The organism is Acinetobacter zhairuonensis, from assembly GCF_022601715.1.
In the GTDB taxonomy this organism is placed as follows: domain Bacteria; phylum Pseudomonadota; class Gammaproteobacteria; order Pseudomonadales; family Moraxellaceae; genus Acinetobacter.
In genome coordinates this window covers 18,919-40,130 of record NZ_JAKVIM010000027.1, presented here as the reverse complement: position 1 = coordinate 40,130, position 21,212 = coordinate 18,919, and the positions used below count along the sequence as shown (strand labels likewise).

At 42.9% G+C, this 21,212-nt stretch carries 24 protein-coding genes; 5 read left to right on the top strand and 19 right to left on the bottom strand.

Annotation, left to right across the window (positions count from 1 at the left end):
• Window position 1 precedes the first annotated feature (1 nt).
• Window positions 2-454 (top strand): CopD family protein, encoded by a 453-nt coding sequence (locus tag MKI85_RS16185; protein ID WP_241629232.1) that lies wholly within the window; start codon window positions 2-4, stop codon window positions 452-454.
• Window positions 455-533: 79 nt separating this feature from the next.
• On the opposite strand, the gene MKI85_RS16180 is transcribed toward MKI85_RS16185, so the two are convergent.
• The 5 genes from MKI85_RS16180 to MKI85_RS16160 form a co-directional block, all read right to left on the bottom strand.
• Window positions 534-1,640, bottom strand: coding sequence for an acyltransferase family protein (locus MKI85_RS16180; protein WP_241629230.1), 1,107 nt, complete (start codon window positions 1,638-1,640; stop codon window positions 534-536).
• Window positions 1,641-1,826: 186 nt separating this feature from the next.
• Window positions 1,827-3,266, bottom strand: a complete 1,440-nt coding sequence (locus MKI85_RS16175; protein ID WP_241629228.1) for an amino acid permease — start codon at window positions 3,264-3,266, stop codon at window positions 1,827-1,829.
• 176 nt (window positions 3,267-3,442) lie between these two features.
• On the bottom strand, window positions 3,443-3,802 hold the full coding sequence (locus tag MKI85_RS16170; RefSeq protein WP_241629226.1) for a RidA family protein: 360 nt from the start codon (window positions 3,800-3,802) through the stop codon (window positions 3,443-3,445).
• Between the two features lie 12 nt (window positions 3,803-3,814).
• Complete coding sequence (alr, locus tag MKI85_RS16165; protein ID WP_241629224.1) at window positions 3,815-4,918, bottom strand: alanine racemase; 1,104 nt, start codon at window positions 4,916-4,918, stop codon at window positions 3,815-3,817.
• 43 nt (window positions 4,919-4,961) lie between these two features.
• Complete coding sequence (locus MKI85_RS16160; RefSeq protein ID WP_241629222.1) at window positions 4,962-6,221, bottom strand: D-amino acid dehydrogenase; 1,260 nt, start codon at window positions 6,219-6,221, stop codon at window positions 4,962-4,964.
• 141 nt (window positions 6,222-6,362) lie between these two features.
• On the opposite strand from MKI85_RS16160, the gene MKI85_RS16155 reads away from it, so the two are divergent.
• On the top strand, window positions 6,363-6,827 hold the full coding sequence (locus MKI85_RS16155; RefSeq protein WP_241629220.1) for an Lrp/AsnC ligand binding domain-containing protein: 465 nt from the start codon (window positions 6,363-6,365) through the stop codon (window positions 6,825-6,827).
• A 106-nt stretch (window positions 6,828-6,933) separates the two neighbouring features.
• Window positions 6,934-7,677 carry a sporulation protein gene (locus tag MKI85_RS16150; RefSeq protein ID WP_241629218.1) on the top strand — a complete coding sequence of 248 codons (744 nt, stop codon included), beginning with the start codon at window positions 6,934-6,936 and terminating at the stop codon, window positions 7,675-7,677.
• Window positions 7,678-7,755: 78 nt separating this feature from the next.
• On the opposite strand, the gene MKI85_RS16145 is transcribed toward MKI85_RS16150, so the two are convergent.
• Window positions 7,756-8,400, bottom strand: a complete 645-nt coding sequence (locus tag MKI85_RS16145) for an HAD-IA family hydrolase (protein WP_241629216.1) — start codon at window positions 8,398-8,400, stop codon at window positions 7,756-7,758.
• An 89-nt stretch (window positions 8,401-8,489) separates the two neighbouring features.
• On the opposite strand from MKI85_RS16145, the gene MKI85_RS16140 reads away from it, so the two are divergent.
• On the top strand, window positions 8,490-9,257 hold the full coding sequence (locus MKI85_RS16140) for a hydroxymethylpyrimidine/phosphomethylpyrimidine kinase (protein ID WP_241629214.1): 768 nt from the start codon (window positions 8,490-8,492) through the stop codon (window positions 9,255-9,257).
• Between the two features lie 48 nt (window positions 9,258-9,305).
• Here MKI85_RS16140 and MKI85_RS16135 read toward each other — a convergent pair whose 3' ends face one another.
• The 7 genes from MKI85_RS16135 to rpe form a co-directional block, all read right to left on the bottom strand.
• Window positions 9,306-9,959: a nuclease-related domain-containing protein gene (locus MKI85_RS16135; protein WP_241629212.1), complete on the bottom strand. Its 654-nt coding sequence runs from the start codon at window positions 9,957-9,959 to the stop codon at window positions 9,306-9,308.
• 37 nt (window positions 9,960-9,996) lie between these two features.
• The gene (locus MKI85_RS16130) at window positions 9,997-10,479 is read right to left on the bottom strand and encodes a methylated-DNA--[protein]-cysteine S-methyltransferase (RefSeq protein WP_241629210.1); all 483 of its coding nucleotides are present in this window, start codon (window positions 10,477-10,479) and stop codon (window positions 9,997-9,999) included.
• A 41-nt stretch (window positions 10,480-10,520) separates the two neighbouring features.
• Entirely contained in the window at window positions 10,521-10,838 is a 318-nt protein-coding gene (gene sugE, locus MKI85_RS16125) for a quaternary ammonium compound efflux SMR transporter SugE (RefSeq protein WP_241629208.1), read from the bottom strand.
• Window positions 10,839-11,101: 263 nt separating this feature from the next.
• Entirely contained in the window at window positions 11,102-11,992 is an 891-nt protein-coding gene (locus tag MKI85_RS16120) for a copper resistance protein B (protein WP_241629205.1), read from the bottom strand.
• Window positions 11,979-13,805: a copper resistance system multicopper oxidase gene (locus MKI85_RS16115; RefSeq protein WP_241629203.1), complete on the bottom strand. Its 1,827-nt coding sequence runs from the start codon at window positions 13,803-13,805 to the stop codon at window positions 11,979-11,981. The genes MKI85_RS16120 and MKI85_RS16115 overlap by 14 nt, the downstream gene beginning before the upstream one ends.
• Window positions 13,806-13,854: 49 nt before the next feature.
• Complete coding sequence (locus tag MKI85_RS16110) at window positions 13,855-14,331, bottom strand: hypothetical protein (protein ID WP_241629201.1); 477 nt, start codon at window positions 14,329-14,331, stop codon at window positions 13,855-13,857.
• A gap of 382 nt (window positions 14,332-14,713) precedes the next feature.
• Complete coding sequence (gene rpe, locus MKI85_RS16105; RefSeq protein WP_241629199.1) at window positions 14,714-15,400, bottom strand: ribulose-phosphate 3-epimerase; 687 nt, start codon at window positions 15,398-15,400, stop codon at window positions 14,714-14,716.
• 157 nt (window positions 15,401-15,557) lie between these two features.
• Between rpe and MKI85_RS16100 the strand changes: the two genes are divergently transcribed.
• A complete protein-coding gene (locus MKI85_RS16100; RefSeq protein WP_241629197.1) occupies window positions 15,558-15,833 on the top strand; it encodes a DUF2218 domain-containing protein in 276 nt (91 codons plus the stop codon).
• A 21-nt stretch (window positions 15,834-15,854) separates the two neighbouring features.
• Here MKI85_RS16100 and fghA read toward each other — a convergent pair whose 3' ends face one another.
• From fghA to MKI85_RS16070, 6 genes are all read right to left on the bottom strand, one after another.
• Window positions 15,855-16,691, bottom strand: a complete 837-nt coding sequence (gene fghA / locus MKI85_RS16095) for an S-formylglutathione hydrolase (protein ID WP_241629195.1) — start codon at window positions 16,689-16,691, stop codon at window positions 15,855-15,857.
• Between the two features lie 12 nt (window positions 16,692-16,703).
• Window positions 16,704-18,113: a C13 family peptidase gene (locus MKI85_RS16090; protein WP_241629194.1), complete on the bottom strand. Its 1,410-nt coding sequence runs from the start codon at window positions 18,111-18,113 to the stop codon at window positions 16,704-16,706.
• A gap of 116 nt (window positions 18,114-18,229) precedes the next feature.
• A complete protein-coding gene (locus MKI85_RS16085) occupies window positions 18,230-19,054 on the bottom strand; it encodes a class I SAM-dependent methyltransferase (RefSeq protein ID WP_241629191.1) in 825 nt (274 codons plus the stop codon).
• Window positions 19,048-19,872: an undecaprenyl-diphosphate phosphatase gene (locus MKI85_RS16080; RefSeq protein ID WP_241629190.1), complete on the bottom strand. Its 825-nt coding sequence runs from the start codon at window positions 19,870-19,872 to the stop codon at window positions 19,048-19,050. Before MKI85_RS16080 ends, MKI85_RS16085 begins: the two co-directional genes overlap by 7 nt.
• A 12-nt stretch (window positions 19,873-19,884) precedes the next feature.
• The gene (gene tsaB / locus MKI85_RS16075) at window positions 19,885-20,550 is read right to left on the bottom strand and encodes a tRNA (adenosine(37)-N6)-threonylcarbamoyltransferase complex dimerization subunit type 1 TsaB (RefSeq protein WP_241629188.1); all 666 of its coding nucleotides are present in this window, start codon (window positions 20,548-20,550) and stop codon (window positions 19,885-19,887) included.
• Between the two features lie 130 nt (window positions 20,551-20,680).
• Entirely contained in the window at window positions 20,681-21,211 is a 531-nt protein-coding gene (locus tag MKI85_RS16070) for a gamma carbonic anhydrase family protein (protein ID WP_241629186.1), read from the bottom strand.
• Window position 21,212 lies beyond the last annotated feature (1 nt).

Sequence of the window (21,212 nt, the reverse complement as noted above, 5' to 3'; positions counted from 1 at the left end):
GATGGATGCTCCTTCTGATGCTTTCCTTTGGGTAAAAGCATTACATATCATTGCAGTCGTTTGTTGGTTCGCTGCACTCTTCTACCTCCCTCGTTTATATGTCTATCATGCCATGAGTGAAGATGTCGTAAGTCATCAGCGCTTTGAAGTGATGGAACGCAAGTTATACCGCGGTATTATGTGGCCATCCATGATTGCTACGCTAATAACGGCACATTTCTTGGTAGATTGGGGTGATGCGACGCGCCACTATCACGAAGCACTCTGGTTTTACTTGAAAGTCGGCTTGGTTGGACTTTTGGTGATTTACCACTTTATCTGTGGTTACTACCGCAAAAAACTGATTGGCAATGCGCACTATAAATCGCATAAGTTCTGGCGCTTCTTTAATGAAATGCCAACCTTGATTTTGTTTACCGTGGTGATTTTAGTGGTGGTTAAACCAACATTTTAAAATCCATCAAATAAAAAGCCCCGATTGATTCGGGGCTTTTTATGTCTGAAAAAATCAATAGTATATTTAGCAATCAAGATTAAGAGCCTAACCAATATTGGCGAATTTTTACATTGAGCGGAACCGAATAATATTTTTCAATCGCCCAACTCAAAATAAACACTGCAATAAAATAAACAGGCAACAATATTAATTTTTCAGCCACTAGCGTTTCTTTTGGGAAATACACCGCTTTGATTAAACCCAAAACAATCAAATGAAACAGATACATTTCATAACTACGCTGCCCCATCCAGATCAAACCCTTTGCCACAAATGAAGTAGGCTTATGATTTTGGTTCTTCTGAAAGCATAACAATAACAATGCCGTAAGTAGCGCAAACACACTAATCGCCCAAGTGCTCACTTCTTTGATTGGCGCATAAAAATACAAAACGACCATCAAAAATACAATCACTGTAAGCATCACCTTTTGATGACGAATCGCCCCTTTATAAGACTGAGCATAAATTGCAGTCAGACAGCCAATCGCAATTCCATCAAAGCTGGAAAAATAATGATACAGATACGCCCCGCTTGCATCCCCAAAATGTAGAGCACGAAAATATGGTGCATACGCGATGATAATGAGCAGAAAAGCAATAAAGCCTTTGCCTCGACCAAGTACTAAACACAGTACAGGAAATGCTACATAGAAGACTTCTTCAACCGATAAAGACCACAACACCCCCAAAGCATAATTGACCCAGCCGTATTCAATAATCAGCAGGTTCATCCAAAAGCTAAAAGCAGAGAGCACGGTTACCGCATAGGACACCTCTACACCATTGGGAGACTGATTAATAAAAGGTGGTACTCCCAAAGCCCCCAGTACGGTGACGATTGCCACCAATAGCACCAGACACGGCAGAATTCGAGCAATACGCCGAATATAAAAATCTTCCAGCCGAATCTGTGCCAAAGACCCGCTACGCTGGATGGTGTGTTGGGTAATTAAAAAACCAGAAATGACAAAAAACATGGTCACACCATAATTGCCATTTCGTGCAATCAAGGTACTCAGACTTTCACCACCTATCTGGATACCCAAAAATGTATCGTGCAATTTATACGGAATATTGAAATGGTGAATCAGCACCAAAAGAATAGAAACTCCACGCAGGAGGTCAATTTTATAATTACGCATAAACGATTGTTAAAATTTTAAAGTGCCTCATTTAATGTCAAAGCACACGTTTAAAATAGCTTTTAAGCCTAAAATCATACAATTATCGAACACTTCATTCGAAGCTATTGATTCCGTTTAGACAAAAAGAAGGCCCTGGTTTAAACAAGGCCTTCTTTATCGTTCGGAGCATCAATGATGGATAGGTTAGCTATCCAGCTGTTGCTTTAACATGCTCTTTTTCACGCGAGGTAAATACAACACACGATACGTAATTGCCAAAATAATCAGCCAAATCGGACTAATGATTAAGGCGCGTAAGGTATCTGGCTCTAGACTTAAAATGACCAAGGTGAAGAATAAGAACACCAATACCACGTAAGACATCCAGACCCCACCAGGCATTTTAAACTTCGACTTGGCATGTAATTCAGGGCGCAGTTTACGGTAGCGTAAATAGCACACCATAATCAGGCTCCAAATGCTGATAAACAGAATTACACACAATGAACTTGCCAAGGTGAATGCTTCTACAGTATTTGGAACGAAATACTGCAATGCCGCACCCGCCATAATGAAGATACAGGAGAACAGTAAACCTTTGGCTGGAACAGCGCGGCTGGATAACTCCCCCAACGCTTTTGGTGCCTGACTACCTTTGGATAGACCGTAGAGCATACGGCTGGTCGAGAACACACCACTATTCATGGATGACATTACCGAAGATAGCACTACTAAATTCATAATCACTGCGGCACCACCAATCCCTGCATGCAAGAATAAGCTCACAAATGGACTTTGATCCGCTGGAATCTCATTCCATGGGGTGACCGACATCACAATAAACAATGCCAATACATAGAACAAAATGATGCGGGTTGGAATCGCATTTACGGCTTTAGGGAGATTCTTTTCAGGGTCTTTGGCTTCAGCCGCCATAGTACCAATCAGTTCGACACCGACAAAAGCAAACAGTGCAATCTGGAAGCCCGCCAAGAATCCGCTGGTCCCTTTCGGAAACATGCCGCCATTTGCCCAGACATTACTAAAGCTGGCAACTGAACCTTGCGGTGCTTGAAAATGGCTGAAGACCATAAAGCCACCAATTACAATCAAGCCTAAAATGGCGAGAATTTTGATTAATGCAAACCAAAACTCAATTTCACCAAAGAGCTTTACCGTTAAAAGATTTAGACCAAGAACCAATAATACACAGCCCACACTAATCAATGCCTGCCCCATAGGGGTAAAGGTCATATCTGGGGGTAACCAAAAATTTAGATAATTGATAATAGCAGCGAGGTCAGCAATGCCCACCAAGACCCAGCCGAGCCAATACGACCAGCCGATATAATAGCCCGCTGCAGGACCTATTAAATCGTGTGCCATATCGATGAAAGATTTGTAATGCAGATTGGACAGCAAAATTTCACCTAATGCACGCATTAGGAAAAAAAACATACCGCCAATGATCATGTAGATAATTAAAATTGAAGGTCCAGCAAGAGAGATAGTTTTGCCTGAACCCATAAATAAGCCTGTACCAATAGCTCCACCAATTGCGATCAATTGTAAATGACGATTGGAGAGCTTGCGTTGCAACTCATGAGTTGCCTGTTCTGCTTGTGGCTGACGCGTCGTGGTCATTACTTAACATCCTTTTTTATTCCTTTCCATGGCTTGGCTTGATCTCGCTTCTCACGAGCAATCATTGCTGAAAATAAAGCCAAGCCTTCGTCCTTGTCACTACACTCTAAACCGTCTTGGTTTATCTAATGAGTGCACTGACTTTCGGTACGTTCCTCCGTCCGTAGATTAGGGTGTTACTTCTGTGCAGCAACAACTGCAATTTCAATCAACCATTTTGGGTTAACCAAATCGGCTTGAATAGTGGCGCGGGCTGGTGTTGCATAACCTTCAAGCCAATCAATCCAAATTTCATTCACGACTGAAAAATCAGCTAAATCTTTTAAAAATAGTTGTGCTGACAAAATACGGCTTTTATCGCTATTGGCTTGTAACAACAGCTCATCAATCGTATTTAAAACATCTTGAGTTTGCGCTGTGATATCCGAATCAGGATTTTTAGGTACTTGACCTGACAAATACACCACGTTGTTAAAAACGGTCACGGCGCTCATTACAGGCGTGGTATTGAAGCGCTGAATATCTTGTTGTGACATGGTTAAAATTCCTTATTCCTGAATTGAAAAATTGACGCGTGCAGTCACGGCGCACATCAGCTCATAGCCGACCGTGCCAGAGGTTGCTGCCACCTCATCAATCGGTAATACTGCACCCGAACTCGATTGTCCCCACAACACCACTTCACTGCCAATTTGCGCATCGGGAATCGGGTCGAGATCAACCGCAAGCATGTCCATGCTGACACGCCCTAAAGTACGAGTACGAATAGAGTTCACCAGCACAGGCGTACCTGTCGGTGAAATACGTTGATAGCCATCGGCATAGCCACACGCCACAATCCCAACCCGAATTGGTCGGTCAGCGACAAAGCTTGAGCCATAGCCAATGCTGTCGTTTGGATTTAACTGTTGAATCGCAATCAGTTCACTGCGCAAACTCATGCTCGGTTGTAAATTCCAGTCCTGAATGCTATGACTCGGGAAATCTGGAGAACTGCCATACAGCATAATGCCACTACGCGCGTAGTCTGAACGTAGCTGGGTCGAGTATCTTAAAATCGCTGCGCTATTGCTGATTGAGCAAGGTGCTGGATACTGTTGCAGAATTTGCTGGAAGACTTGATGCTGGTATTCAATGCCTGCCTGCCCCTGACGCTCACCATCAGCATCGGAGAAATGCATCATATGCACTAGTTCTTTAACCGATGCTAAATCTTTCAGTTGTTGCCAAGCCTGTACATAGCGTTCTGGCGTGAATCCTAAACGATTCATGCCGTTGTTCATTTTTACGAACACTTTGAATTGTGCTGCGACTGGAAACTGTTGTAACCATTGAATTTGCAGCTCATTGTGCACGGTAAAATTGAGTTGATACTGCGCACAATCATATAAATCTTGCGCTGAGAAAATGCCTTCGAGTAACAGGATTTCTCCTGTCCAGCCCAAGGCACGCACGCGTTTTGCTTCTTCGATATCGAGTAAAGCAAAACCATCGGCAGATTTAAATGCTTGGTACACGCGCTCAATGCCATGCCCATAGGCATTGGCTTTGACTACGGCAAACACTTGGCTGTCTGGCATTGCAGCACGTGCAATCGCCAGATTATGTTTTAATGCGGATTGATGAATGACCGCGGTAATTGGACGTGGCATAACCCTTCTTCCCTAAATTGAAACAACTCCCTGAATTCAGGAATTATGCTGCACTCAAATAACGTTCAATCGATAGGCCATCGATGCTGATGTCTGGTTTATGGTTCATCACCAAGTCACTGATCAGCTTGCCTGAACCACATGCCATGGTCCAACCTAAGGTGCCATGTCCTGTATTCAAGAACAGATTTTTGAAGCGAGTCGCGCCAATAATTGGCGTGCTATCTGGGGTCATTGGACGTAAGCCTGTCCAGAAGGTTGCATTCGGTAAATCGCCGCCTGGGAATAAATCTTTGGTGACCATTTCCAGCGTGCCACGGCGGTCATCATTCAGTTTCAAGTTAAAACCGCTTAACTCTGCCATGCCACCCACACGGATACGTTGGTCAAAACGAGTAATCGCAATTTTGTAGGTTTCATCCAGTACGGTTGATTGTGGTGCAAATGCAGGATCCACAATTGGCACAGTCAATGAATAACCTTTGACTGGATAAACTGGTAAATTCAACTCAAGTGGTTTTAGGAAATCACGTGAATAACTACCAAATGCCAACACATAGCGGTCTGCGGTCAATACTTTGCCATTCACCACTACACCTTTGATTTCATCACCTTCAACCACTAAACGCTCAACGTTTTGGTTAAACAGGAAATTCACACCATTAGCTTTGGCAATCTCTGCCAGTGAATTGGTAAACTTGTAGCAATCGCCTGTTTCGTCATTTGGCAGATGCAATCCACCGACCAATTTATCTTTGGCAAAACCAAGCGCAGGCTCTACACGCGCAAGGTCGTCTTTCAATAACAACTCATGCGGCACGCCACACTCTTTTAATACTTGAATATCGCGTTGTACCGCTTCTAATTGCGCTTCATTACGGAACACTTGTAATGTGCCTTTTGAACGGTTTTCATAGCTGATGCCAGTGTCTTTACGCAATTCACGTAAACAATCACGACTGTATTCCGCCACACGCGTCATACGCTCTTTATTAACTGCATAACTTTGTGCATTACAGTTTTTTAGCATTTGCGCCATCCACTGTAACTGCCACATGCTGCCATCCATATTGATGGCTAATGGTGCATGGTGCTGGAACATCCACTTCACCGCTTTAAACGGAATGCCAGGTGCAGCCCAAGGGGTCGAATACCCTGGTGAGATTTGCCCTGCATTACCAAAACTTGTTTCTTCTGCTGGACCTGCTTGACGATCCAATACAGTTACTTCCGCTCCCTGCTGCGCAAGATAATATGCACTTGCTACACCAATTACACCACTACCTAAAACGATTACGCGCATTTCCTTTCTCTCACTGATGCCGCCAGTTTATTTAACTAGTATATTTCCACATCAATAGTGAAATTGACTGATTTAATAGGTATAGTTAAGATATATTCATGTGTTTTTTACTAAATAAAGGCTAAAAACAGAGAAAAACTTATGCGTAAATTAGACCGTGTAGATCGCCTGATTTTGGATATTCTGCAAATGGAAGGCCGCATTGCGATTAGTGAATTGGCTTCTCGGGTCAATTTATCCACGACACCCTGCTCGGAACGGGTCAAGCGACTGGAGCGTGATGGCATTATTACCGGCTATCATGCACGGCTGAATCCTGCACTGGTGGATCGCAATTTACTGGTGTTTTTAGAGATTAAACTGTCTGCCAAATCTGGCGATGTGTTTGACCAAGTGGCATGTGATTTGGTCGAAATTCCCGAGGTTTTGGAATGTCATCTGATCTCAGGTGAGTTCGACTATCTGGTTAAAGCCCGCTTAAAAGAAATGAGTGCTTACCGACGCTTGTTGGGCGATTTATTGAAAAAACTACCTTCTTCTGCGTCCTCACACAGCTATATTGTGATGGAAGAAATTAAAGAGACTTTGTATTTAGATATGCGCTAAGTCCTGCTCGAATTGTGCTAATCTCGAGCAGCTTTATTTTAGAATTTACTTATTTTTCATTTTCTAATCTTTCTTAATTTTCATATCTTTTGGGAATTTTTGCATCATGTTGAATAAACTCATGTCGAGCTTAGGTCTGCAAGGTATTCAGGTAGACACCCGCATCCACAATAGCCAATTACAAGCGGGTCAAGTCCTGAATGGCGAAGTCATTTTTACTGGGGCGTCCTCCAACAAAACCATTAATGGCATTTACTTAAAATTAATGACCAGCGCAGAAGTGGAATCGAATGATTCGGAATACAACACCAGTTTGACGATTGCAGAATGGCATATTAGCGGTGCATTTGAGTTGCTCGCCAACCAGACCCATAAATTCCCATTTTCGATTCAGTTGCCTTTTGAAACCCCATTGACGGATCTGGCATGCCGTATGAATAAAACCCGTGTTTGGTTGCATACGCATTTAGATGTGGATTGGGGACTGGATGCAACCGATAAAGACTTTTTGCAGATTAGTCCTACACCCACCATGCACGCCTTTATTCAAGCCATGCAGCAATGTGGTTTACACTTGGTCACGGCTGATGTCGAAAAGGGACAACTGCGCGGCAATGGCTTTTACTCAACTTTAGGTTGCTATCAAGAATTAGAGTTTAAACCTGCACAGTTCTTTAGTGGCATCAATGAAGTTGAAGTATCTTTTGTGGCAGAGCAACATCAAACCCATGTGCTGTTAGAAGTAGATCGCAAGTTCCGAGGGGATGGTTTTAAAAGTTTCACCATTCCGCATCAACATGCCAATCCTGCAGTTCTCGCCAATGAAATCCGCAGAACACTCGGCATTTAAAAATACATAACCCCACTTTGCTATGTACTGATTTTCTCTGTACTAAAAAGTGGGGCTACGCAATCGATCTCTGCAAAATTAAATCAGCTTCAGCAAATCGGCAAAACGTTGAATCCGTGCTTTCGGTTGTGCCTGATCCAGTTCGGTTGGAGAACCATAACCATATTCCACCGCAACCGTTTCAATGCCATTGCTGCGCGCACCGAAAATATCGTGTTCACGGTCACCGACCATCAAACATTCTTCAGGCTTGAGCTGTTCTTTTTCTAAAATATAAGCAATCAACTCGCCTTTATTGGTCCGATCACCATTCAGTTCGCTGCCATAAGGATAGTCAAAATATTGTAACAGCTCAAAATGATCTAAAATTTGACGTGCATAGACTTCTGGTTTCGCAGTTGCTAAAAACAAACGATAACCTTTGCTTTTCAAAGCCTCCAAAGTCTGGGCAACATCATCAAACACATGATTTTCAAATAGGCCTGTCACGGCAAAACGTTCCCGATAGCCCAATAAGGCTTGGTCTGCCAAGATATCATTGGTGTCTACATTCAGCAATTTCGCCAAAGAAGCTTTTAACGGCGGACCAATTATCCAGTCAATATTCTCTGACTCTGGAATAGGATGCCCCACTTTTGCCAATCCATATCGTGCAGAAGTGGTAATCCCCACTTTGGGATCTGTCAGTGTTCCATCTAAATCAATCAAAATATTCTTAATCACAACCCGACCCTAAACCCGATAAATTACACTCGAGACTTCGCTCAAAGTTGCCTATACTATCGCAAATTGAATGAATTAAGGAAATGTACATGCGCCCTACGGTACTTTGCTTTTCGGGTTTAGACCCTTCTGGCGGCGCTGGCTTACAAGCGGATATCGAAGCGATTGGACAAAGTGGTGCACATGCCGCAATTGCATGTACAGCACTCACTATTCAAAATTCACAACAGGTGTTTGGCTTTGAAGCCACTTCAAAAGAATTACTTTTAGCACAAGCACATGCGGTCGTGGGCGATTTGCCTATTCAATGTGTCAAATCGGGCATGCTTGGTACGACCGACAATATTGCCGCACTGGCTGAATTTTTGCGTGAACATCCTGAGTACCGTTATGTACTAGATCCTGTCTTGGTTGCCAATAGTGGTGGTTCATTGGGTGATCAAGCCACACTGGTCAAAGCATTTGCGGAACTTATTCCTCTTGCAACGATTATTACCCCAAACACGGTTGAATTGCGCGCCCTCACAGGTGAGCAAGACCTCGAAGCAGCTACTCAGAAACTATTTGAAATGGGTGCCAAAGCGGTATTAGTCAAAGGTGGACATGAACAGACTGCCGACTATATTCGTAATGTTTTATATGTTGATGGTGAATTTGTGGCTGAAAGCCACTGCCCACGTTTGGCAGGTGAATACCATGGTTCAGGCTGCTCTCTGGCAAGCTTTATTGCGGGTCGTCTCGCGATGGGCGATGAACTCAAAATTGCCGTTCAACATGCAGAAACATGGTTATTTAGCGTGTTAAAACAGGCTGAAACCCCTGTCCCGAATGGACAGAAGATTCCAAAGCGTTTCTAAAAGGGTATGCTCACCCCGCAATGACCGAGTGAAATTGCGGGGTTATTTTTATTTACCACGATACGTCTTTAAATTCTCGACATGCTGACGATTGGTTTTCCACGACTTTTCCAGCACTTCTTTTTCAATCCGCAGTTGAATCCGTTTTAACTTCATCGGTGGAATAACAGGATCAGCAAAAGTCTTGATGTAATCCGTCCAAGCAGCGCCACGGAACACATTCTGCGGCATCTGAGTTTTAAACTCACAATCGGGCATAAATACCACCACAGAATGAATCAGTGCTGGATCCACAATATCCTCCAAGATGGCTTCTAGCACTTTCTGATGCTTATAATTTTGATGCAATGGATTTTGAAATTTAAAACTCTTTTTATAAATTTTTTGCGTCCACATTTTTTGACGTTCACCACCAAAAATCCATCCCTTATAGTTTTTGGTTTCAATCACAAACACACCAAATGGACTCAGTAAAATATGATCAATTTGCGTGGTCTGGTTCTGCTCATCAGGCAATGTACAATCATTTAATAAAATATAATTATCTTGATTCAGATACAGTTTGACATGGGCGCTCACCGCAAACTCACCCATTTTCCCTTTTAAAAAGGGTTTGAATACCTTAAATAGAGCGACTGCAATAAACAATAAAAGTATCCATCCAAGTGTGGACAATAGCGGTGTGAAAATCTGTGCAATCATTTTTTACTTAATATTATAAAGAATTAAGTCAATGAGTTTATTGAAGTTGCTCGAGTTTTAAAAGTATCTGTTTATTGTCCAATCCACCCGCAAAGCCCACCAATTTTCCACTTACTCCAATCACCCGATGGCACGGCGCAATAATTGAAATCGGATTCTTGCCATTGGCAGCACCTACGGCACGTACAGCTTTAGGATTACCCAATTGTTCCGCAAGCTGTTTATAACTGCGGGTTTCACCATAAGGAATCTGTAACAACGCTTGCCAGACTTGCTTTTGAAATTCCGTTCCTTCAAAGTCCAAAGGCAAATCGAACTGCTGTCGTGTCCCAGCAAAGTATTCAGCCAATTGTTGCTGAGTTGCGCATAAAATTGGATGATCCTGTTGTTCAACCAATTCCGCTAAACGCACACGTTTAGGATTTTCATTTTGCCAGAGCACCGCCACCAGTGCTGTTGCATGAGCAACCAGTTTCAATTGCCCCACAGGCGTGGACATATACGTAAATGAAAGTTGCATAACTCACTCCCGCACTGCGACATAAATATAAAAAGAAGAGATTAATTGGAAGCCACTTTCATCAGCACCAGTCCTGAAATAATCAGCACGGCGGCAAGCATACGTAATGCAGAAGCAGGCTCACCCAAAATAAAAATGCCCACCAGAAAAGAGCCGACTGCTCCAATGCCCGTCCAAATGGTGTAGGCTGTGCCGAGTGGTAAAGAGCGCATAGCATACGCCAACAAAGCGAAACTCAGCACCATAAAAATTAGGGTGATTACACTCGGAACGAAACGGGTAAATCCTTCAGACATTTTCATAGAATATGCCCAAATCACTTCAAATATACCCGCCAACACCAACACAATCCAGGCCATCTGCCTTCCTCCAATGGATTAGCGTCAGGTCGTCCTGACGAATTTTCTTGGTGCAAAAGCCTTTAGCTTTGCCTCAAGGGAGGTCGTTCCTCCTAAAACTGGGCTTTATTATACGTAAAGCTGCTTCAAAATAGCGCAAATGCAAAGTTTCAATTCAGGTCTGTATACATACTCATAAAAAAGACGGGTTGATCCCGCACCAACATTATTTGGTTCAGGATCAACCCAGTCCGTTAAACCGAGATTAAATCTGTTAAAAATCTTTAAAATTTAAATCGAATACCCGCACCATACAGCCAGCCATGCTCTGAATCACTGCCCTCCTGCCATGCTGTCGCCTCATTTCCTTTTTGGTATTCATAAGACACATCAATAAACGGCATGATTTGTTTACTGATTTCATAGCGGGTTTCCAGCCCTGATGCAATACTGCTCAGACCTGTTTTCTTGGCATATTTAGAATCGTCACTAAATACGATATCCAGATCCAAATAAGGTTTTAAAATCAATTTCTGGGTCAGCAATAGGTCACGCTCTGTCTCTAAACTAAAACTCCACTGTTGATCTTGCCCTGCATAAACATAAGCATCGGTTTCAAAGAAATAAGGTGCCATGCCATGTAAGCCAACAACGGCATCTAGCTGATTTTCATCCACCTGTCGGTTTGGATCATTGCGATATCGCACACCAGCCTGAGCATCCCAAAAGTCTGAAATCATGCGGCTATATAAAACTTTAGCTTCAGACTCTGCACGATGAGATTCCGCTTTATCACTATGCAATTTGATAAACAGCTTATTTTCATCGGTACCAATACGGGTTTCCAGTTCGGATTTTAAGGCACCCTCGCCATCTTCATTCCATAACCAGCGACTTTCGACTGTCGTAGCTTGATAAATCTGACCGCCATGCTCTTTGATATGTAAAGCATGATCATCATCTGGACCCGCAGCCACTGAAGCTGCTGGCTGAGGCTGGATCGTTGCAGGTGCACTCGTGGTATTACTTGAAGGCATCTCCGTTTCAGTTGGCATCACCATGGATGAATGATCATGCTGATGCACTGATGAAGAATTGGTTTCAGCCCATAACATCGGACTAAGCAAGAGTAACGAAGAGCTGACCGCAATAAATGAAAACTTAGTGATTCGCATGTTCAGCTCCTTGAGTTACTGGTTGAACCGAGGGTGTAGATGGTTGAGCAGAATCAACATTTGCCACCACCAATTTACTCATCATCCCTGCTGACATGTGATACAACAAATGACAATGAATGGCCCACTCACCCAACTCATCTGCAGTCAGTAATGCCGTTACTGTTTTTCCTGGCGGGACAATCAAAGTGTGCTTATTCGGCATATTGGCAACACTTTGCCCATTTTCCAGTTGCATAAACATGCCATGTAAATGCATTGGATGCGCCATCATGCTGTCATTAATAAATTTTAACCGGACACGCTCACCGTATTTCACCTGCAAAGGCTGTGTATCAGTAAACTTCTTGCCATTAATGGTCCAAATATAACGCTCCATGGTTCCACCCAAGCGTACTTCCAATTCACGCTCAGCAGGTCGAGTGTCTTTTTGCGGTTCTAAAGAGACCAAGTCGGAGTATTGCAAAGCTTTTTGCCCTTGCGGAGTGGCTGCATTTGCCCAACCGTATATAGGCATATTTTTAGTTGAACTTACTGTTGTCACTTGATGCTGGTCATGCGACTGGTTTGTCGATGATGCAGGGTTCATCTTAGAATGATCCATGTTTTGCATATTGGTAGCATTCATTTTGGAATGATCCATTCCCTGCATTTCAGCATGGTTCATTTTGGAGTGATCCATGCCGTTCATATCTGAATCAGTCATTGAAGAATGATCCATGCCTGCATGTCCTGAACCATGCCCCATATCCTCCATGGTCAGGAGTGCACGTGGTCGTGCAGTTGGCATCGTGATGGGTGCTTTGGCACTTCCTTCAGCCTGTAAAGTTCCAATTGCAAAACCTGAACGGTCTATCGACTCAGCTTCAATCTGATACTTCGCTTGTTTCGGCTCAACGACTACATCATAAGTTTCAGCGGTACCAATACGGAATTCATCTACAGAGACAGGTTTAACCGGCTGCCCATCGGCACTGACCACGGTCATTTTTAAATTCGGAATGCGAACATCAAAGAACGACATGGCGGAAGCATTAATAAAGCGCAAACGGACTTTTTCATTCGGTTGAAATGCACCTGTCCAATTTTGTTCAGGCGTTTTGCCATTTACTAAAAAGGTATAACCCGTGACATCGGACAGATCCGTTTTTAACATGCGCATTTTGTTCCACATGGAACGGTCTTGCCATGTGCTTTTCACCCCATCTCGCTGCGCTTGCTTGAAGACATCGGACACTGTCTCGCGCTGATTTTGATAATACTCAGCCGATTTTTTCAGATTTTTCATGATCTGCTCACTGCCCGATTCATGAAAATCTGAGAACATCACCACATAATCACGTTGTGCCTGTTCATGTTGGGCTACAGGCTGTTTACCTTTAGGATAAATCACTAAAGCACCATACAAACCATCTTGCTCTTGCCCTTTAGAGTGCGCGTGATACCAATAGGTACCATTTTGACGGACTTTAAAACGGTAGACAAAATCTTGATTCGGTTTAATCCCTTTAAATCCATTAAAACCAGGTACACCATCCATGAGACCAGGCAGCAATAAACCATGCCAATGTAAGGAAGAGTCCTGATTTTTAAGCTGGTTATGCACTCGAATAACTGCTTCATCGCCCTCTTCAAATTCCAATAAAGGTGCAGGAAATTGACCGTTGACGGTAATGCGTTTGAGCGGCTTACCCGTTAAATTGATTGTCGCTTCTGCAATGGTCAGATGATATTCCTTTACGGCAGCAAATGCCCATGTAGAGGAAAATACACATAGCCCAAGCATCAAGCTTTGACGAAATAATATAGACATGACTTAACCTTTATTCTGGAAATTAATGAAAATTACGTTCTGAATAGGGTTAAGCTTTGGGCGGTCGGAGAATCTCTTGCCAATAACCTATTAAATGCTGAGCTGTATAGCAACTATGCAAATTGGATACTGAATCTGGATGAAAATTTTGCAGTGTATCTGCCACAGCTGTATCGAGCCAGACCGTCAATGTTTGACAATGTAATTGTGCACAATCGGCACATTGCTTCACTGGAGTACTGCTGTTCAAATGGCTATCACAGAGTTTCATATCCATCTGTGCCATATGCTGTTGATGCTGCATGACAGGTGCAGCAGCATGACAATCAGGCTGAGCTTGTGTCGTTTGATGCTGCTGATGCTGAGCCGCAACGGCTTCAGCTTGCTGCTGAACGTGTACTGACATCTGCTGTTGTAACATTTGGGCATGCATCGGCATGCTTGATGCATAGACAAGACTACTCCACCCCATGACAAAAGCCATCAGGCAAACAAACCAAGACTGTTTGCGGAGAGAAGTGGACACTTTAAAAACCCTATATTGTGAAGGTTGTTACAGCAAAAGATATAACTACAGCATACCCAAGAAATGACTTATGCACAATTTTTTCTAAAAAATAATACATTTGAGAAGCGCTGTAATCTCACGAGGATTATCTGAATCTTATTATTTTTTGCGCTGTGCAATTCTTAAGCCCTGCTGAATAAAACAGCTATTTTTTTCAAAGAGTAATTGCAAAAAAAAGAGCACAAACGTGCTCTTTTTATACAGAATAAGTCTAATCACTAAACGCTTGATGTGGAATTGTTTATTGTTTACACAAGATATCCATAAGGTTATCTACATAGATATCGACAAGCTTACCCACAAAGTTATCCACAGCTCGTTTAATAGTTATCCATAAGACTTAAACGCTCACTGAACCGACTTTTTCCAGTTCAGCACGCATTTCATCAATCACAGCTTTATAATCTGGCTTACCAAAAATTGCTGAGCCTGCAACGAACATATCTGCACCAGCTTCTGCAATTTCACGAATATTGGCAGGACCTACGCCGCCATCAACTTCTAAACGGATGTCACGCCCAGAAGCATCAATAATCTTACGTGCCTGACGTAATTTTTCCAAAGTCATTGGAATAAACTTTTGTCCACCAAAACCTGGGTTTACACTCATCAGAAGAATTTGATCAACTTTATCCAACACATAGTCTAAGTAATGCAATGGTGTTGCTGGATTAAAGACCAGACCTGCTTTTGCACCACCCGCTTTAATCAACTGTAAAGAGCGGTCGATGTGTTCAGTTGCTTCAGGGTGGAAAGTAATAATGTCTGCACCTGCTTCCAAGAAATCACCAATCATACGATCGACTGGCGACACCATTAAATGCACATCAATTGGAGCTTTAATACCATAGTTTTTTAATGCTTTACATATACCCGCACCAAACGTCAGATTTGGGACGTAGTGATTATCCATCACATCAAAATGCACCACGTCAGCACCCGCTTCTAATACTTTTTCAACATCTTCGCCCAGACGTGCAAAGTCAGCAGATAAAATTGAAGGCGCGATTAAATAAGGCTTAGACATGGATCAACCTGAGAGTTCATGAATTTAATGCTGATATTATAGCAAACTGCGACCAAGGTCTGTGACATTTCATTTTTGCAACGTTGCGTTGCAATGGACTGGTGTTCAAGCGCAGTAAATTTGTTAAGGTAATGTTCCTACATCATGGTCGAAAAAAATGAAAAGCAGCAGTCAAATTGCCACACTAGAATCTGCCCGTATCGCCAAGCGTTTATATAATCACTGGAAACACAAATTTGAAGTGAAAGAATCCGAGCAGCAATTTGAAATTATTATGCCAGAAGCACATGTGAACCTGATCCCGCAGACGGAATATTTAGCCGTTGAAATTACCGCAGCCACAGAGAAACTGGATCATTTGGAGAAAGTGGTGCTGGATCATTTAAGCCGCATGGCACAGCAAGAATTTGAAGCAGTATGGCAGCGGAGTTAAACTCCGCTTTTTTAATGCAATTTATGATTCAAGTTGTACCGCATGAAATTGCAGATGATCATCGATAAAACTTTGAATAAAATAATAGCCATGATCATAGCCCACATGTTCACGCAAAGTCAGTTCCTGCCCCACTTGGGTACAAGCTTGCTGAAATGCTGCAGGATGTAACTGTGCATAGAACTGATCTTGTAAGCCCTGATCAATCAGAATTTCATTAAACAATGCACCTTTCTCACTCACCAAAGCCGTCGCATCATGCTGCTTCCAAACAGTTTGATCATTGCCTAAATAGTTTGAAAAGGCTTTTTCTCCCCATGGACATTGGCTGGGTGCACAAATTGGGGCAAAGGCAGAAACTGATTTGAACTTCTCAGGATATTTAAATGCCAGTGTTAATGCACCATGTCCACCCATAGAGTGTCCGAAAATACCCACGCGATGCTGTTGAATAGGGAACTGTTGCAACACCAAAGTGTATAGTTCATCCGCAATAAAGCTTTCCATTTGATAATGCTCAGCCCACGGCGCCTGCGTCGCATTAATATAAAAACCTGCCCCCTGACCAATATCCCAATGATCGCCTTGTGCCACTTGATCACCACGTGGTGACGTATCAGGCATAATCAAAATCAAGCCCAGTTGTGCAGCTAAACGTTGTGCATGCGCTTTAATGGCAAAGGTTTCTTCTGTACAGGTTAAACCTGCGAGATAAAACAAGGCAGGACACGCCTCACCTTCAAGTGCTTGTGGTGGTAAGTACACGCCAAAACGACTATCGCCTTTGAGTACTTGGGAATTAAAACGGTAAATACGTTGCTCACCTTCAAAACAGCGATTATGTTGTAATAATTCCATCTTGGATTCCTTTTAAGGTGTATGCGCAACCGCTTGCGCTTGAGTTTGCTGGGTTATTGTTGTCGGTGGAAATAAGCGCTGCTCTAGTTGTGGCAACATCAATTCCATATTTTTACCAATCGACCATTGCGGCTCAGAAGGCTCGAACCCTTGAGCTGATTCCCACTTAGCAACGGTCTCTTTCGCTTCGGCAAAAGCGTCTTTCATCGAGCTTTGTTCACGCATCGCCTGATCAAAGAAAGCGCGCCCAAAATAGGTATAGTCTGCTTCATTAGAACAACCAAATGAGGCTCGATCGGCTGCAGAAGCCGTAATAATCAGGGTATTATCATTCTGCAAAGCAGACACAAAACTACCAGAATAGCAGGCTGAAATCACGATCACACGCCAGCGAATTCCAGAACGGTCTAAAGCATCCCGTAACCATTTCGGATCGACCTGTGCCAAATCTAGTGGTGCATTTTCCATTTCAAACTGATTTTGCAAACCATGTGACGTCATATACAGAAACAGCACATCACTTTCACGGTTCATCTGCTGCCCAATTCTTTTCAGTGCCAACTCCATACTGGTACGTGAAGCAATTGGAATTTCGGTGCGTGTTGCAGGGTTATTCACCAAGATCAAGGAACGACCAAACGTGCCAAAACGGGTGTCGAATTGTTCACGAATCCGCATCACTTCCGACATGAATACATCTTGATAACTGGCACCTGCCACACCTAAAAAGTACCAATGTGACTGGGCAAATTCACCATATTCAATGGCTTGTAAATTCTTGTTCAGTAATCGGCTTTGTGCATAAAATGCATCTTCTGCAAAAGTTGGTGCAACCTCTTCGACTTTCCAAATGGGTTGGCTTTTGACTGACATCTGCCACACGACTAAGGTAAACAGTGTTGCCAACATAATCAGCGCACGTTCCCACCATGGCCATTTTAATTCACGTGCAAATACCCAGACTACAGCGAGACTTTGCCAAACAAACAACACCATAAAAATGGTCGGCAAGTAGTCATAAAAGGCATATGGCAAGATATCAATCATGCCCAAATACTGGATCAAACTTTGTAGCAACGCGATATGTGTGTCTAAGACTAGCCACAATAGTGCTGGAACCAGCATCAGACGTGGGTTATTTACCCGTTGCGAAAGAAAAATCCCGACAATTAATGCAATAAAAGGCCAAAGCGCGTAACTGACTAAACCTTGCGAGTTAAAATCACCAACTTCGCCCGCACTCAGCCAGCTAAATAAGGTATTGGCACAACCACCTAAGATCCCCCAGAAAATCAATTGTGTAATTGAAGGATGGACGATTTGCAATGCACGTCGTGAACCCAAGAATAGCCACAGTCCCGCCGTTTGGTTGCTTTTAAAATCGTGCCAAAAATTAATGGAGGGTTTGAAATCAATCTTCATAAGGTTTCAGGTGGCTAGTGCTACTCGCTTCATCGCATAGTTAGTTTATGCTTGATCGGGTTTTTATCAATATTATTTTTCACTATATAACAAATCTTTGCCCAATAATGAAGCAATTATCCTAAGGTCTGATGATCGAGCTGAAAGTAAGCATCAAAACGACACGCATCTCCCTGCCATTGAGTATCAGGTTGCTGATCATTCAGAAAAACCGCCAAACGAGGACGCTTGACCACTACCCGTTTTGCAATCTGTTGAGCCAAGGGTAATAGTTGATCGCCCAAATCCATTTCACCATCTTCAGGTAAAAGCATATGCAGCAATTGCATTTGTTTTTTGACTTGCGCTTGCTTTTTGACAGCCTGCTGATTTTGATCACGCTGTGGGAACATTGGATCTAAATACACCACATCACGATAGTGCGATTGCACAGCACATTGCTTTAAATAATCAGCAGAGTCTGCGAACACCAAATGAATCCGCGACACAATTGGGGCAAGATACGCATTTTTGAGTGCCTGCTGCTGGCTATCTTCTAGTAAGGTAAATAAAATCGGATGCCGTTCCACCAAAGTTACATTAGCGCCAAGTGCCGCCAATAATAATGTGTCATGCCCCAAACCTGCAGTTGCATCAATCAAGTTGGGTTTTTCAGCAAGATTACAGGCTCGCGCAATCATTTCAGACTTGAGCGAAGCGCGTTTTAAGCGTGGAATTTCAGCTGACCAGTCGGGCTGCATTTTCATACCATTGGCGCATAACCAGAGTCCACATTCATCTACGCAAAGTGCTAATTCAGGATTTAAACGTAGAAAACGTGCATTGAGTTTTTCTACCATTTCAATCTGAACGGCAACACCACGTGAAACAAGCACAGCAGCATAATGCTGTGCTTGTTCCTGAAAATGGGCTTCAACATATAAGCGCATCACGCTTACCATAACTTCCATCCAGTAAAGGCGAATAATAAAATTACTAAGCCCGAAAGAATGCGATACCAAGCAAAAACCATGAAATCACGCTTTGCCACATACGCCACCAAAACGCGAATCAAAATGAGTGCCGAAATAAATGAAACAATAATCCCAACAGCAAGCACTGCCCAATCTTCAGTCGTTTGATAGACATCATAGCTTTGATATAGATCGAGCAATCCTGCGCCAATAATGACGGGAATTCCGAGAAAGAACGAAAACTCAGTCGCAGCTTTACGGGATACGCCAAGGAACATTGCCCCAATAATGGTGGCTCCTGAACGCGAAGTGCCTGGGATTAAAGACAACACCTGAATTAGACCGATCCAAATGGCTTCTTTATAGCTGATGTTATCCACTTCTTGTGCATTGACTTTCGGTGGATTTCTTTCAATCCACATAATAATCAAACCACCAATAATCAGCCCCATCCCCACGGTAATGTCATTAAATAATAATTCTTTAACCATTTGTCCAAAGGTTAGACCGATGATAATGATGGGAATAGACGCCATAATCAGGTTGAATCCCAAATGACGACCTTTAGGTTCGCCCGTAAACATCCCCGTTGCCGCACCCCATAGGCGAGCCCAGTATTCATAAATCACTGCTGCAATTGCTCCCATCTGGATGGCAACCACAAATACATCACTTTTTTCTTTGGTCCAGAAGTTCATTAATTCTGATGCTAGAATTAAATGTCCTGTACTCGAAATGGGTAAAAACTCGGTAATACCTTCAACGATACCCATAATCGCTGCTTTCAGCAGCAGTAAAAGATCCATACAAAATCCTAATTATGATTTGCCTTGTTCTGGAATTTTTTTCCACGCATTATCACGTAAATACACAGGAAGTGCTTCTTCGGCTGCGACCCAATGCTGCTGTTGCGCAGCAACGCGTGCAATCTGTGCAATATCTTGTGCTGTTGCCATAATGTCTTTAAATTCTAAAGCGTCTGACTGAATTAAAGCTGAACCCGAACCGACTAAGGTAAATTGAGTGACTTGTGCCGCTTGTTGATAATCTAAAAGTTGTTCTTCATCAACCGCCTGCATAATGCCTTGCTCATTTAACTGAAAACTGGCGATATAGACTTCATTCATACGGGCATCAAGCACAGCGGTCACCGCGCTTAAGCCATGCAATCGATAAGCGGCTTGAGCCAAAGCTTGTAAAGTGGATACAGGAATCACGGGCAAATCATGTGACCATGCCAAAGCTTGAGTCACAGCAGCATTAATACGCACACCACTAAATGAACCTGGTCCGCGGCTAAATGCAATCGCGGTTAAATCTTCGGTGGTCAGACCGAGTTGAGCATAGCCCTGTTCAACCATGGGTAAAATGGTTTGCGTTTGAGCTTTTGCACGCGTATCTAATTGGAAAAACAGTTCTTGATTTTCATCTACGATAGAAACAGAACACTGTTCATTGGCTGTTTCTAATGCCAGCAATTTCATGCTCAACCTTGCTTTAATTTAATCTTAAAAAACGAGGGCTATGATACTCCACTCATATCTTGGACGCGAGAATTTCCAACCGCAGATACAAAAAAACCAAGCAGTTGCTTGGTTTTAAACACGCTATTGGCTAGAACTCAAAAACTTCCAATTGAGTGAACTTTTTATAATGTTCAGCATAATGCAAAGCGCTAAGTTTTAGTTTTGCTTCGACATCGGCATCCAGCGTCTTCACCACTTTTCCTGGAGAACCCATCACCAAGGAATTATCAGGAATGACCTTACCCTCAGGGATTAAAGCATTTGCGCCAATAATACAGTTCTTACCAATCACCGCATTATTCAAAATCACGGCATTAATGCCAATCAAGGAGTTATCACCCACAGTACAGCCATGTAGCATGGCTTGATGCCCGATGGTCACATAATTACCGATCTGCATGGGAATTCCTGCATCGGTATGTAATACGGCATTTTCCTGTACATTGGTAAAATCCCCCAATTGAATAGTGCTGTTATCTGCACGAACCACAGCACCAAACCAGACACTCACCTGTTTTCCTAATTCTACCTGACCAATCACGGTGGCATTGTCTGCCACCCAGCCATCAAAAGGAGCATGTGTGGCTTTCGGTGTATGTCCTGCAAATTTGTACATCATG

Excerpts from the sequence above, each read along its gene's own strand:
- MKI85_RS16070 (WP_241629186.1), bottom strand. The coding sequence starts at position 21,211 with ATGATGTACAAATTTGCAGGACATACACCGAAAGCCACACATGCTCCT.
- alr (WP_241629224.1), bottom strand. The coding sequence starts at position 4,918 with ATGCCACGTCCAATTACCGCGGTCATTCATCAATCCGCATTAAAACAT.
- MKI85_RS16180 (WP_241629230.1), bottom strand. The coding sequence starts at position 1,640 with ATGCGTAATTATAAAATTGACCTCCTGCGTGGAGTTTCTATTCTTTTG.
- MKI85_RS16150 (WP_241629218.1), top strand. The coding sequence starts at position 6,934 with ATGTTGAATAAACTCATGTCGAGCTTAGGTCTGCAAGGTATTCAGGTA.
- tsaB (WP_241629188.1), bottom strand. The coding sequence starts at position 20,550 with ATGAAATTGCTGGCATTAGAAACAGCCAATGAACAGTGTTCTGTTTCT.
- MKI85_RS16085 (WP_241629191.1), bottom strand. The coding sequence starts at position 19,054 with ATGGTAAGCGTGATGCGCTTATATGTTGAAGCCCATTTTCAGGAACAA.
- MKI85_RS16155 (WP_241629220.1), top strand. The coding sequence starts at position 6,363 with ATGCGTAAATTAGACCGTGTAGATCGCCTGATTTTGGATATTCTGCAA.
- MKI85_RS16170 (WP_241629226.1), bottom strand. The coding sequence starts at position 3,802 with ATGTCACAACAAGATATTCAGCGCTTCAATACCACGCCTGTAATGAGC.
- sugE (WP_241629208.1), bottom strand. The coding sequence starts at position 10,838 with ATGGCCTGGATTGTGTTGGTGTTGGCGGGTATATTTGAAGTGATTTGG.
- MKI85_RS16140 (WP_241629214.1), top strand. The coding sequence starts at position 8,490 with ATGCGCCCTACGGTACTTTGCTTTTCGGGTTTAGACCCTTCTGGCGGC.
- MKI85_RS16090 (WP_241629194.1), bottom strand. The coding sequence starts at position 18,113 with ATGAAGATTGATTTCAAACCCTCCATTAATTTTTGGCACGATTTTAAA.
- MKI85_RS16120 (WP_241629205.1), bottom strand. The coding sequence starts at position 11,992 with ATGCGAATCACTAAGTTTTCATTTATTGCGGTCAGCTCTTCGTTACTC.
- MKI85_RS16135 (WP_241629212.1), bottom strand. The coding sequence starts at position 9,959 with ATGATTGCACAGATTTTCACACCGCTATTGTCCACACTTGGATGGATA.
- MKI85_RS16080 (WP_241629190.1), bottom strand. The coding sequence starts at position 19,872 with ATGGATCTTTTACTGCTGCTGAAAGCAGCGATTATGGGTATCGTTGAA.
- MKI85_RS16100 (WP_241629197.1), top strand. The coding sequence starts at position 15,558 with ATGAAAAGCAGCAGTCAAATTGCCACACTAGAATCTGCCCGTATCGCC.
- MKI85_RS16160 (WP_241629222.1), bottom strand. The coding sequence starts at position 6,221 with ATGCGCGTAATCGTTTTAGGTAGTGGTGTAATTGGTGTAGCAAGTGCA.
- MKI85_RS16130 (WP_241629210.1), bottom strand. The coding sequence starts at position 10,479 with ATGCAACTTTCATTTACGTATATGTCCACGCCTGTGGGGCAATTGAAA.
- MKI85_RS16185 (WP_241629232.1), top strand. The coding sequence starts at position 2 with ATGGATGCTCCTTCTGATGCTTTCCTTTGGGTAAAAGCATTACATATC.
- rpe (WP_241629199.1), bottom strand. The coding sequence starts at position 15,400 with ATGTCTAAGCCTTATTTAATCGCGCCTTCAATTTTATCTGCTGACTTT.
- MKI85_RS16115 (WP_241629203.1), bottom strand. The coding sequence starts at position 13,805 with ATGTCTATATTATTTCGTCAAAGCTTGATGCTTGGGCTATGTGTATTT.
- fghA (WP_241629195.1), bottom strand. The coding sequence starts at position 16,691 with ATGGAATTATTACAACATAATCGCTGTTTTGAAGGTGAGCAACGTATT.
- MKI85_RS16175 (WP_241629228.1), bottom strand. The coding sequence starts at position 3,266 with ATGACCACGACGCGTCAGCCACAAGCAGAACAGGCAACTCATGAGTTG.